The 12,845-nt window shown below is 45.4% G+C and carries 13 protein-coding genes; 5 read left to right on the forward strand and 8 right to left on the reverse strand.

What is annotated here, in order from left to right:
* The first annotated feature begins 159 nt into the window (after positions 1 to 159).
* Positions 160 to 1,254 carry a porin gene (locus L3V36_RS11770; protein WP_102462587.1) on the forward strand — a complete coding sequence of 365 codons (1,095 nt, stop codon included), beginning with the start codon at positions 160 to 162 and terminating at the stop codon, positions 1,252 to 1,254.
* Positions 1,255 to 1,517: 263 nt separating this feature from the next.
* Positions 1,518 to 2,549, forward strand: coding sequence for a LacI family DNA-binding transcriptional regulator (locus tag L3V36_RS11775; protein WP_050652338.1), 1,032 nt, complete (start codon positions 1,518 to 1,520; stop codon positions 2,547 to 2,549).
* 147 nt (positions 2,550 to 2,696) lie between these two features.
* On the opposite strand, the gene L3V36_RS11780 is transcribed toward L3V36_RS11775, so the two are convergent.
* Both L3V36_RS11780 and L3V36_RS11785 read right to left on the reverse strand, forming a co-directional pair.
* Positions 2,697 to 4,199 (reverse strand): arylsulfatase, encoded by a 1,503-nt coding sequence (locus tag L3V36_RS11780; RefSeq protein ID WP_017078883.1) that lies wholly within the window; start codon positions 4,197 to 4,199, stop codon positions 2,697 to 2,699.
* A gap of 9 nt (positions 4,200 to 4,208) precedes the next feature.
* Positions 4,209 to 4,598, reverse strand: a complete 390-nt coding sequence (locus tag L3V36_RS11785; RefSeq protein ID WP_017087160.1) for a DUF4345 domain-containing protein — start codon at positions 4,596 to 4,598, stop codon at positions 4,209 to 4,211.
* A 137-nt stretch (positions 4,599 to 4,735) separates the two neighbouring features.
* Here L3V36_RS11785 and L3V36_RS11790 point away from each other — a divergent pair, with 137 nt between their 5' ends.
* Positions 4,736 to 5,503: a hypothetical protein gene (locus tag L3V36_RS11790; RefSeq protein ID WP_017095862.1), complete on the forward strand. Its 768-nt coding sequence runs from the start codon at positions 4,736 to 4,738 to the stop codon at positions 5,501 to 5,503.
* 96 nt (positions 5,504 to 5,599) lie between these two features.
* Here the strand turns inward: L3V36_RS11790 and L3V36_RS11795 are convergent, their stop codons facing one another.
* The 3 genes from L3V36_RS11795 to L3V36_RS11805 form a co-directional block, all read right to left on the reverse strand.
* Entirely contained in the window at positions 5,600 to 6,019 is a 420-nt protein-coding gene (locus tag L3V36_RS11795; RefSeq protein ID WP_029406066.1) for a globin, read from the reverse strand.
* Between the two features lie 121 nt (positions 6,020 to 6,140).
* The gene (locus L3V36_RS11800) at positions 6,141 to 6,521 is read right to left on the reverse strand and encodes a VOC family protein (protein ID WP_017092556.1); all 381 of its coding nucleotides are present in this window, start codon (positions 6,519 to 6,521) and stop codon (positions 6,141 to 6,143) included.
* A gap of 76 nt (positions 6,522 to 6,597) precedes the next feature.
* The gene (locus L3V36_RS11805) at positions 6,598 to 7,482 is read right to left on the reverse strand and encodes a LysR substrate-binding domain-containing protein (RefSeq protein WP_208775028.1); all 885 of its coding nucleotides are present in this window, start codon (positions 7,480 to 7,482) and stop codon (positions 6,598 to 6,600) included.
* A 104-nt stretch (positions 7,483 to 7,586) separates the two neighbouring features.
* Here L3V36_RS11805 and L3V36_RS11810 point away from each other — a divergent pair, with 104 nt between their 5' ends.
* Both L3V36_RS11810 and L3V36_RS11815 read left to right on the forward strand, forming a co-directional pair.
* Positions 7,587 to 8,915, forward strand: a complete 1,329-nt coding sequence (locus L3V36_RS11810) for a 6-phospho-beta-glucosidase (protein ID WP_208775030.1) — start codon at positions 7,587 to 7,589, stop codon at positions 8,913 to 8,915.
* A gap of 131 nt (positions 8,916 to 9,046) precedes the next feature.
* Positions 9,047 to 9,811, forward strand: a complete 765-nt coding sequence (locus tag L3V36_RS11815) for a carbohydrate deacetylase (protein WP_208775113.1) — start codon at positions 9,047 to 9,049, stop codon at positions 9,809 to 9,811.
* Between the two features lie 16 nt (positions 9,812 to 9,827).
* Here the strand turns inward: L3V36_RS11815 and soxR are convergent, their stop codons facing one another.
* The 3 genes from soxR to L3V36_RS11830 form a co-directional block, all read right to left on the reverse strand.
* Positions 9,828 to 10,268 (reverse strand): redox-sensitive transcriptional activator SoxR, encoded by a 441-nt coding sequence (gene soxR / locus L3V36_RS11820; protein WP_017095859.1) that lies wholly within the window; start codon positions 10,266 to 10,268, stop codon positions 9,828 to 9,830.
* 164 nt (positions 10,269 to 10,432) lie between these two features.
* Complete coding sequence (locus L3V36_RS11825; protein WP_102575173.1) at positions 10,433 to 10,954, reverse strand: NAD(P)H-dependent oxidoreductase; 522 nt, start codon at positions 10,952 to 10,954, stop codon at positions 10,433 to 10,435.
* Positions 10,955 to 11,279: 325 nt separating this feature from the next.
* Positions 11,280 to 12,842, reverse strand: a complete 1,563-nt coding sequence (locus tag L3V36_RS11830) for a glutamate synthase-related protein (RefSeq protein ID WP_208775032.1) — start codon at positions 12,840 to 12,842, stop codon at positions 11,280 to 11,282.
* Positions 12,843 to 12,845: the final 3 nt, after the last annotated feature.

Raw genomic sequence — 12,845 nt, forward strand, 5'->3', positions numbered from 1 at the left:
AGGCATGACTGCCGAGGGCTCCTTCTCGCCCTCGGCAACTTGCTCCACCCAAGATAACCAACTTGTGCCTCACGGATGGGCACACCCTGCCAAACCATTACCTATATAACGGGCTTGAAAGCACGGTGGCTTTCTGCGGCCTGAATAAAGAGAACAACAATGAACAAGTCGATACTTTCTGCAGTGATCCTGACGGCACTTACATCAGGTTCAGCTTTTGCTGCACACACTTTTACCAATGACGCGGGCGATAGCCTTACTTTAGACGGTCGTTTCGACGTTCGTTACCAAGACAAAGGTGGCGATCATAATGGCGAATGGAACAGCGGTAGTTCTCGTTTCGGCCTTAAAGGTCAAATGGGCTTAGATAACGGTTGGACTGGCTTTGGCCATGCCGAATGGGGTTACAACTCAGGTGCTAACGGCGACAATATTTACGACCGACTTCTATACGCAGGCGTAGAGCACGACAAATACGGCAAGATTGCTGCGGGTACTAAACAGTGGTCTACCTTCTACGATGTGGCTTGGTTTACCGATATGGGTCGTGTGTTTGGTTCACGTGGTTCTGGTTACTACAACCTATCTGACTGGGGTATTTCATCAGGCACAGGCCGTGCTGAAAACTCGATAACTTACCGCAACAGCATTAACGACAACTGGAAATACGGCTTCACTTACCAAACAACTCGCGAAGATGTCGCTGTATCAACAAGATTCAACCAAACGAATTCAGATACTGTTACGCTGAAAAACGGTATCGGTGCTTCAACGCTGTACACCGTTATGGATGGCCTAACGATTGGCTTAGCGTACCATCAGAATGAGTTTGATGATGTGGATAGCACAGTTCAAAACATCAAAGATGGCGACACACAACGCATAGGTTTATTAGGTGTGAACTACACTAATGATGGACTATTTGTTGGTTTCACTTACAGCCAAGGTTCAAACTGGGAGACCACCAGCCAATCTGAATTCTACGACCACCGTGGTGCTGAATTCTTCACCTACTACCACTTTGAAAATGGTCTACGTCCAACCTTTAACGTTAACTACTTAACGGACACAGACGACAACGCAAATGGCTACGAACGTCAACTTATTATCCCTGGCCTTGAGTACCACTTTAAGAAGAACAAGTTCTTGGTGTGGACGGAATACCAATTCGACAACGGTAAAGATTCATACAATGGTGTGAAATACGAAAACAATGATGATCAGTTCGCTGCCGGTATTCGTTACTACTTCTAACGATGTAGCGGTATGTAATTCATTTTTGAGTAAATTCGTAATCTAAAGCTCTGCTTCTAAGCAGAGCTTTTTAGTCACTATTTATTTAAAGCTACATTTTTGTAAAGAGATTTGTAGCGACACCGTTAATGGGTTGTACCCAACATAGAATTCAAAATAACCATTATTCCTTATTTTTCATATCATTCCTTGGCATTACTTTATGAGTACGTACCTAATCATGTTACTCTGTGCGCAGTCAATTTGGTTCAAAAGTATGGTCTATGAACTCTCCAAAACACTCCACGGCGTCAAAGCCAACCGTCACCTCTAAAGATGTCGCTAAGCTTGCTGGCGTTTCTCAATCAACAGTATCTCGCGTATTTGTACCGGGCAGTTCAGTGTCTGAAAAGACCAAGCAGAAAGTGTTCGATGCAGCAAAATCGTTGAATTATCGTCCCAATGCCTTTGCCCGCAGTCTGACGACAAATGAATCCAAATTGATTGGCCTAGTTTTTCCTGATGCCGACTACCCTATTCACATGAAAACACTGCAGCTTATCTCTACTGAGCTACAAAAACAGGGGTACTCTGCGGTATTGATTCCTTGGCAAGTTGATGGAAACGATAACCACTCTATCCCTAATATCTTCCAATACCGAGTTGATGGCGTGATTGCCGCTTCTGCGACCTTTAATAAGTCGCTTTATGAAGAGTGTGAAGAGTTCGACATCCCTATCGTTCAGTTCGCGCGGGTTGTTGAAGGGACTAAGAGTAGCCATGTGGTGAGCGACAACTACGCTGCAGGTCAATTTGCTGCTCAGCACTTTCATAAACTTGGTATCAAGTCAGCCACTTACCTCACAGGTAACGTCCCGACATTTACTAATGGCGAGCGCCAAGTGGGTTTCTGCACAGAATTTGAAGACTTAACTGGCAAACAGGCTCGCGTGATTGAAGCTGACTACGATTACCTTGATTCACTCGAGATCATCAGAGCCATGTTCAAAGAAGCTTCTCACCCTGAAGCCATATTTTGTGCGACGGACAATCTCGCTATGGCAGTGATGGACGTGGCTCGTTTAGAGTTCGGGCTCCGTATCCCAGAAGATCTACAAGTGATTGGGTTTGATGACATCCCACAAACTCAGTGGCTGAACTACCAATTGACCACTTTCAAGCAGGATTTCCGACGCCTTGCACGTGAGTCCGTGAAGATTGTCGTTAGCCAGATTCAAGAGCAAGACACCAGCTTAGTGAAATTAATGGTGCCGGTTCAATTTGTAGAACGTAACACTACGTTGAAAGCAAAATAGCGTTTTATTCAGCCTTTTTTGCATGATTAAAACAGGCTTTTAAACAACCAAAATACAAAAACCCCGTTGGCGACGATTAGAGTCTCCAACGGGATTTTGTATTTCTACTCAGCCTTTTCTGCCCCAACTACTTGAGACAAGTGCGTATTAATTACCCACACCACCTGTTTTCTCAGCTGGTAAATCTGGTGTCACTGGGGGCCACTCTTGGAAGGTTGCTAGATGTTGTTGAACAGCAGCTTGAGCAGGACCAAATGCCCACATTTTCTGCCCCATCCATTTCAAGTACATGCCCGACTCTTCTGCCGCTCGCTCATACGGGTCACGACGTAAGTTAAAGAGTAACGGTGCGTTTAGCTCCTCTTTCGGACCACTCCAGCCATGGTTTTGGACCACAAAGTGCGCCTTCCAATCACCAATACGAACCGCTTGTAGCTTGTCTCGTTCGTAGTAGTAGATCTCTTTACGATTAGACTCGCCTTTCTCTGTCAGCATGTCCACTTGGTTGTAACCATCAAGGTGCGCTTTAAAGCCATCGTGACCTTTCAGCATTTTCTCTTTAAGATCCGTTGGACCACCAGCCGCAGCAACCAGAGTAGGTAACCAGTCCATACCATCAAAGATGCCATTGCCTACAGTACCTGCAGGAATTTTACCCGGCCAGCTCACAAGTGCAGGAGCGCGAACGCCGCCTTCCCAAGTTGTGCCTTTTTCGCCATGGAATGGTGTCATACCACCATCTGGCCACGTCATGATCTCAGGACCATTATCCGCAGTAAAGATGATGATGGTGTTATCGGCAATACCGAGTTCTTCCATTTTGGCCATCATTTCACCAACATGGTCATCAAGATCTTTCATGACCACTTCTTGAAGTCCCCAACCGTTTTGGCCAAGCATGGCTTCGTATTCAGGTGACAGGTGCGTCCAAACGTGACCACGTGATGGACAGTACCAAGTAAAGAATGGCTTATCCGCTTCAACCGCCCTTTCGATGAAGTTGATCGCGTGTTTATTAACTTCATCGTCGAGTGTACGCATACGCTCAATCGACAATGCACCATCATCTTCGATCGTTTGACCGCCTTTGCCATCTGATCTTGCGTAAATAACATTACGAGGTGCAAACGCATCCAAAGATCCATCTTTTGGCCAATCTGGATCTTCTGTGTATTCCATTGCATTCAAGTGATACAACCAACCCCAATACTCATCAAAACCGTGCATCGTCGGTAAGAATTCATCTCTATCACCAAGGTGGTTTTTACCAAACTGCCCCGTGACATAACCCATGGTTTTAAGAACCTCAGGAAGCGTTGGCGTGTCAGCACTTAAACCAACTGGGCCACCCGGTAACCCAACTGAGTGCATGCCTGTTCGAACAGGAAGTTGACCCGTTAAGAATGCGGAACGCCCCGCCGTACAAGAGGGTTGTGCGTAATAATCAGTCAGTAGCATGCCCTTTTCAGCAATACTATCGATGTTCGGTGTTTCGCTGCTCATCACACCATTGTGATAAGCACTCAGGTTTGAGATCCCAATATCATCCGTGAAGATAACAAAAATATTCGGTTGCTCTTGGGCTGACCATGCTGATAGCGAAAAGCTACTCAACACACTCAGAGTAACAAGGTGAAAAATCCTTTTCATAGAATGTCCTTATACTGTTTCAGATTGTTCTTTATGAATCATTTTTATTCCTACCAAACCAAAGCCAAGCTCCAATAGTAGATAGACGACAAGTAGCCAGTGAGGCATGCCATCTATCACCAAGCTAATGACTCGGCCGGCAGCCAAACCCAACATGAAGACCACCAAACTGTAAAGTGCTGGCAATCGATATTTCTTTAATAACGCTCCTGCTATCCAAAACAAAGCCAATGCTAAGTACAACCCCATCACTGCACGAAAGATATGTGTGACATTGATAGGGCTAGCATCGATTCCGAAAAGGTAATCCAGAGAAATAGCTGGTGCATACCCGTAAGACAATGCAATAGGCGTTAATCCCAAAACCGCGACGAACAAAAAAATACTCTGTAACTTCATATCCTCACTCTTTAAATTTGGCTCTTTTTAAAAAACATAGTCTACAATCAGAAATATACAAGTTGCATATATGAAAAATGGATAATGAATACATACATTTATAGTATGTTTTCTTCAAACCGGATAAGGATATCAATATGGCTAAATGGCATTACCTACTCGCATCAGCATTGGTCGCTAGCTCAACCGTAAATGCGCAACAGGCCGACTCACAAACAGACACTAAAAAATGGCAACACAGCATTGAAATTTACGCACTGGCGCTGAATATTCGTGGCGATACCACCATTGGTAATTTGTCCAGTGATGTTGATGTTGACCCAGCGTTCATCGTGGATCATTTGGATATGGGAGCGATGCTTCGACTAGAGGGGGTCTATAACAATCAATGGGGTTATTACGTTGACTACAGCTACATGAAACTGAGCGGAAAGTCAGATTCAATCATCGGCAACACAGGTATTCTTAATGGCAAGCTTGAGATCAGACAAGGCGTTTTAGAAGCAAAAGGCTTTAAACGCTATCAATACGACATTGGTACCATTGATTATATGGTTGGATTACGTTGGTGGGATAACGATATTGATTCCAAACTCTACACAAACAGCGGGACAACCCTGAATTCAAGATCTTTAGAAGAAGATTGGATTGATTATCTGATAGGCGTTCGCTGGACCAAAGAACTCAGTAAAGATTGGACAGTGCACACCAGCCTAGATATCGGCCTTGGTGCTGACACCGATTTTACTAGCTCGATATTAACCGGCGCTCGCTATCAAATTAACGACTGGTCGGATTTAAATCTGGCGTATAAATCGACCTGGGTTGATTACGAAAACAAGGGCACCTTTGAATACGATACCGCTTCGCAAGGGTTCCTGATTGGTTGGGCTGCTCACTTTTAATTAGAGAGTCAGGATGTTAGAAATTTAGGTAAGCCAGATTCATGGCTTACCTTTCAAACGAAGTCTACCTTTCACGAAAAGCTGCTGGTGACTTACCTATGGATTCACAGGGTGTGGCACAATACATTCTTTCTTCATGATAGTTAAGCCAGCTTCGAGAGTTTCTGTCCAAGCTTGTTCAACGCTTTCATCATAGTGAGGATCGTATTTTTTAACCGTATTGAGTAACGAATTGAACCACTCGTTGAGCTCAATCTCGGAAATATCCAGTCCTAAGTCTTTATGCCTTTTACCCAATTTCTTTACTGAGTTACGCACGCTCGGCAGACCAGCAGAATTATAGATAAGAATGATCGAGGCTTTAAGCATCTTGGTTTGCTGCTCTAACCCTATCTTTTCAAAACGTTCTGAAAACCTTGGATTATGCTCGCAAAAATCCGCCAGAAAGCTCTCCAAAAATTCTTGGTCAATCCGGCAGCGCTCAAAGCTTTCATAAAACAGTTCGTTCGGTTTCATCTAGCAAGTCCTTTGCAATAGTCAGCAGGTTTTTAAAATAACAGGTTAGTTCAGAGCAGCGATAAACTAACTCCAAACTATCAACACACTCTAATTATACGCCACCGTGGCATAACGTAAACTATGGCATAAAGTGAGTTGCACAGATCTTGTTTCCATCAGGATCTCGCAAATAAGCCATGTACAAGCGGCGCTCATCAGAACCTCTCGCTCCGGGGCCATTTTCAATGCTGGTACCGCCATTTTCGACGCCAACTCGATGCCAGTCATCTACAACTTCAGGAGAAGACGCAAGAAAACCCACCGTCATGCCGTTGCCGTGAGTCGCAGGCTGACCATCAATCGGCTTCGTTAAGCCCAACACACCCGTTTGGCTAACGTAAACACAGCGCCCTTTAGGGTCAACAGAACCTTCGCTATAACCAAGCACTTTCATGATTGGGTCATAAAAAGCCTTCGCGCGTTCAATATCTTCGGTACCGAGAAAAACATGGCTGAACATAACTAACCTCTTCTTTTATTGAAAGAACCACCTAAACTAGACCTATAATTCGTGTTTGTCTAGGCACGCTATTCGGTCACAACTGTTGCTTAACCCATTGAGCAAACACCTGAAACTTAGTTCGCTGCTCCATGCCTTTCGGACACACTAAATCATACCCTTTGCCCGATTCAATGCTCATAAGAGGCGCGACCAATAAGCCTTGTTCAATCTGCGGTGTCATAAACTCTAACCGCCCTAGTGCCAGCCCCATCGATAATATCGCCGCATCCATCGCCAAGCGATTATCACTGTAATAGTCACACTGAAGTGCGCAGTTGGTATCACTTTGAGCTTCATACAACCAACGCTGCCACGCAGTGATATCGCCACTGTGAATGAAGCGAACATCGTCTAAGTGTTGAATGCCTTGGTCTAGTTTGAAGTGTTTCGCGTATTCAGGGCTGCACACAGGAGTTCTTACTCCACTGAATAATCGCTCGCTGTAATGGTTTGGGTAATGGCCTTCGCTATAGAAAATTGCCACGTCATAAGGTTCAAACTGGAAGTCTGACTGGCTCTGTTTGGTTTGCAGTTTGATGCTTAGATTCGGATACAAGCGTCTGAATTCTGACAAACGTGGCATTAACCACGAGGAAGCAAAATAAGGCGATGTCGCGATGTACAACTCCCCACTTAGCTCACCCGTTTGAATATCCATGAGTTCGGAAAAGATAGACTCAAACGAGACGTTCAACATGGATAACACGCGCTGACCTTCTGGCGTCAGTTCGAGCTTTCTTGTCTTGCGCACAAACAGGTTGAACTTCAATTGTTGCTCCAGTTTTTTGATGCGATGGCTGACCCCTCCCTGAGTTAAGAAGAGCTCGTCGGCGGCAAGCGTAAAGCTTAAATGTTTAGCCGCAACACTAAAGGTGTGCAGCAGTGACAGCGTTTGTTGGCGATTTTCGAACAGCCCCATGCATTAACCTCACTAATTCATAAGTCGTCATAACTGGTTTGTCGGTGTATGTAACCATCATATAAATTAAACCAAGTAATCTACAACATTAAATGGTGAACAGCATGCAACAGAATCAAAAACTCAAAGTAACCGTGATTGGTGGTGGCTCAAGTTACACCCCAGAGCTCATTGAAGGACTGCTCAAGCGCCATCACGAATTACCTATCTCTGATCTGTGGTTAGTCGATATCGAAGAAGGTATGGAAAAAGCAGAGATAATCGCGGCGCTCACCAAGCGAATGATAAACAAAGCAGGCTGTGAGATTAATGTTCACCTCACCACAGATCGAAAATCAGCCCTGAAAGACGCTAATTTTGTCTGCTCACAATTTCGCGCAGGAAGAATGGAAGCAAGATTACGTGACGAAAGGATTGCTCTGAAGTATCGCATGATCGGCCAAGAGACCAATGGCTTGGGTGGCTTCTCTAATGCGTGCCGAACCATTCCGATTGCACTCGATATAGCGAAAGAGATGGAAGAACTGTGTCCGAATGCGTGGTTACTCAACTTCACCAACCCATCAGGCATGGTAACGGAAGCACTGATTAAGCACTCAACCATTAAAACCGTTGGTCTATGTAACGTTCCCGTCAACATGGAGCTAGGCGCGGCGAAAATGCTCGACGCAGAACGTAAAGATATCACGATGCAAATTGCCGGATTAAATCACCTAGTGTGGGCTCGTAAGGTGCTTCATAAAGGTGAAGACAAGTTGGGAGAACTCATCGAACAACTCCTTGGTGGTAACGATCAAATGATGCCAAAGAACATCCCTCCCTTTGAGTGGGACGCAGAATTGATTCGTTCTCTGAACATCGTTCCTTGTGCTTACCTACGTTACTACTACCAATCCAGAGACATCTTAGACAAAGAGTTTGCTGCGTCTGAAAACAGCACCAATCGCGCAGATTTAGTTGCCAAGGTTGAACAGCAGTTGTTAGAAATCTACAAAGATCCCATGCTCGATACCAAGCCTAAATTGTTAGAAGAACGAGGCGGTGCTTACTACTCTGAAGCGGCCTGTGAGCTGATGAGCAGTATTCACAATAACAAACGTTCTATCATGCACGTCAACACTCGCAACAATGGTGCGATTCAAGGATTACCCGATGATTGTGCGGTCGAAGTAAGTTCGGTAATCACCAGCAGTGCAATCCTGCCACTGAACGTTGAACCTTTTGATAGCGACACGCTGCGCTTGATTCAGCAGATGAAAGAGTTTGAAACCTTGACCGTTAAAGCGGCGATGACGGGTGACATCGCAACAGCAAAACGTGCTCTGATCTTAAACCCTATCGTCGATAGTGGTTCGCATATAGACGAAGCTTTGCAAGAAACCATTCGCGAGAACTTAGACTTCATGCCTGCGTTTGCTCATCGACTCGCTTAATGTGGCCTTTGTTAGCCGCTAATAAGCTCGGTGATAACAGCTAATAAGCTCGGTGACAACAAACTAATGAGCTCAGTGACAGCAGAACTCATTCAAGATATTGAATCCAAATGCATTAATAAGAGGTCATGATGAAATTGATACTCAACGCCGATGATTTCGGCCTCACTGAAAGCGTGAACCATGGCATCGTCGACTGCTTTAAGGCAGGCTTGGTTAAGTCGACCACCATCATGATGAATCAACCGGGTACACAGCACGCGATTGAGCTCTATCATCAAGGTTTAGTCCCTGAAGTTGGCTTGCACTTTACGGTCACCGCAGGAAAACCACTGACTTCACCAGAGCAGGTTCCGAGCTTAGTCGACGAACACGGACACTTCTTTTGCAACGTCACCCTGTTCGATAAATCAGATGTGGATGAAGGTGAGGTGATGCTCGAACTCAACGCGCAATATCAAGCCGCTGTCGATGCCGGTTTAAAGATTAACCATATCGACAGCCATCACTTTGGTGGTGTATTTAAATCTCTAAAAGCAGCGTTTACCCGCACAGTGAATCGCATTGGTCTTCCAGTTAGACGAATCGATAACATCCTAAGTGGCCAAGATGCACTGCGAGTGCCAACGCCAGACGCTTTCGATATGCGTTTCTTTGACGAAGGCGTATCGCTGAATGGCCTGCAAGATTTATTGCTGAGCTACCAAGCTATGATGCCTGACGGTGTGCTTGAGTTAATGTGCCACCCTTCATCAGTGGCAAGTGAACAGCTTAAGTCCCTATCAAGCTATAGTGATAAACGCGTCGAAGAGCATCAACTTCTCACTAGCCCTGCGCTAAAACAGTGGTTGGCTGAGCATCAGATTGAGTGCATTGGATTCAACGATCTCAGATAGTTTTTTTAATTCAGGGCTACTCAACGATCCGTTGTGCGCCCTGTCCTTGGTCATGCAGAATATCTTCAGGGTTCAACAAGTGGCATTTCTGCATACTCAAACACCCACAGCCGATACAGCCTGTTAAGTTCTCTTGTAGCGATTTAATCTGCGCCATTTTACTGTCGAGTTGCCCCTGCCACTTCTTAGCAACGCACGCCCAATCTCGCTTAGTCGCGGTATGGTTCATCGGCAGTGTCGATAATTCTTCGGTGATCTCTTCCAGCGTAAAGCCTATCGACTGCGCGACTTGGATCAACGCAATTCGTCTCAACATCGCCGACTGATAACGGCGCTGATTTCCATTAGTACGAATCGAAGCAATCAACCCCTTGGTTTCGTAAAAACGTAAGGCGGAAGGAGCCACGCCACTGCGCTCTGCCAACTGGCCTATGGTGAGGTATACGATGTTTCTCATTGTTACACTATCCCTGAGATCATAAATATTTAAAGCTTACTTTAACTTTAGAATAGCGACCTATTGTTACCTTAACCAGTTAATGTCCTTAAACTTTGACAACGGGCGCAATGAAAAGAAACCACGCAAATAGCTGCTTTGTTTTATTGTGGTGTTCTCGCTCTCTAAATCTGACTCATGATCGATTTCAAGTTCTCTGCTATTTCGGCATTGATGATCTCACCCGTTTCTACATTAAAGTTGTCGTAGAAACTTGGTACCGACATCGAGCCCTTCACATCAGCATCAAAGTAAGGTGCCGAATTTACCGCAGACGACAACACAGAGCTTGCGCCGCCTGGGCCTGGTGATGTGGAGAGCATAACAACAGGTTTGCCTTGGTACACTTTCATGTCGATTCGTGATGTCCAATCAAACACATTCTTAAAGGCTGCGGTGTATGAGCCGTTGTACTCTGCAAAAGAGATGACAATAGCATCTGCTTCGCTAATCTTGCTGAAAAAGCGCTGTGCGTGTTGATGAACGCCGGACTCTTTTTCTCTGTCTTCACTGTAAATGGGCATCTCGAAATCATTAAGATCGAGCACCTCTACTTGCGCGCCCTCAACTAAGCTTGCGGTGTACGCTGCCAATTGTTGGTTAATCGATGCTTTACTGTTGGTCGCGCCAATCGCTAATACTTTCATTATTGATCCCTGTTCATTTTTCTCACCTTTATGCACTCATGACTTCAATTACGGAGCTCAAAGTTCATAACTGAAGATTCGTAACGTCTGTTTGATAACATCAAAACCTGCACTAGGCGACAAGGTGATAGATTGTGTTTTTAGATTGGGGACGATGATAAAACCTCAAGTTAACTTGAGGTAAAGCGATATTTTCAAAAAAGAGGAAATAATTTAAAAATACTTATAAAGCAGTTAATTACGAAAGGTTAAACATAGATTGGCATTACACAGACAAAAATAAGCACATCCAAAATACAGTGAGTGTGCTCTATCGAAGTATTATTTACTTAAGTTGATTTAATGGACTGACACCAGAGTAAGCGACACCGGATAGCTCGGCCATTTCGCGATTCCATGTAGCCAAATCGTGAGGATTAAACTGATTCAAATGGTCATGACCGCACGCTCTCGCCATCACTTGCATCAATTCAGTCGAAGCTTCGAAGAAGTTCTTCAATTGGTTCGATGCCTTCTCGACATTTAACCGTTGGCGTAAATCGGCTTTTTGAGTCGCGATGCCCGCCGGGCAATTATTGGTGTTGCACATTCGGGCGGCAACACACCCTATCGACTGCATGGCACTGTTCGAGATAGCGACACCATCAGCGCCAAGCGCCATCGCTTTTACAAAGTCCATTGGAACACGAAGCCCACCAGTAATGATTAAGGTGACTCTGTCACTGACACCTTGCTTGTCTAGATAGGCTCTGGCACGAGCAAGCGCTGGAATAGTGGGCACGCTAATATGGTCACGGAACATTTCTGGCGCCGCCCCAGTACCACCGCCTCGACCATCCAAAATGATGTAATCGGCACTGGCATCCAATGCGAACTGAATATCCTCTTCAATATGATTGGCACTCAACTTGAAGCCAATTGGGATCCCGCCCGTCACTTCTCGAACTCGGTCGGCGAAATTTTTGAAATCCTCGACGGTTTTTAGATCAACAAAGGTGGGTGGAGAAATCGCGGCTGTACCTTCTTCAATACCACGCACCTTAGCTATCTTGCCAATGTTCTTCGCCCCAGGTAGGTGACCACCTGTTCCGGTTTTAGCCCCCTGCCCACCTTTAAAATGAAAGGCCTGGACATTTTTGAGCTTAGATTCATCGTAACCAAATTGTGCGCTGGCTAGTTCGTAAAAGTAACGTGAGTTTGCCGCTTGCTCTTCGGGCAACATGCCGCCCTCACCCGAGCAGATCCCCGTTCCCGCAAGCTCCGCGCCCGTCGCTAAAGAGATTTTCGCTTCTTCAGATAACGACCCAAAACTCATATCAGACACAAATAAAGAGATGTTCAATTTGAGCGGCTTTTTCGCTTTTGGCCCAATAATAAGCTCAGTACCGACGGGCACATGTTCCAACAGAGGTTTGGTCGCCATTTGAGCAACCATCACTTGAATATCATCCCAGTGAGGCAATAGATATCTTGGAACGCCCATCGAAGTCATTGGCCCATGGTGACCCACTTTGGATAAGCCATCTCGTGCTAATTGATGAATGAATTCGACCGTGGGCTCTTCTTTGGTTGCAGAAGCCGCAGGTGAGAGATCGGGTGTTGCCGCTTGGATGTGAACATCGGGGCCTTCTTGGCCCACTTGCTCAGCCGTAAACTGTTTATGGGTGCCATCACAGAAAGGGAGATTGTTCGAATACTTACAGCGGCACAGGTAAGCGTCGCCGGTTTCTTCGGCCACGAAACTCTTCGGTTTGAAGCCCGTTCCTGCATGAGAACCATCACAAAACGGTTGGTTTTTCGATTTCCCACAGGTACAGAAGTAATATTCTTCCCCTTCTGTTAGTTCCACTTTGATTGGCTTGTTATCCGCTATTACTGGATTATTCATAGT

This window comes from Vibrio sp. G-C-1, assembly GCF_021728015.1.
GTDB classification, from domain to species: Bacteria; Pseudomonadota; Gammaproteobacteria; order Enterobacterales; family Vibrionaceae; genus Vibrio; species Vibrio splendidus.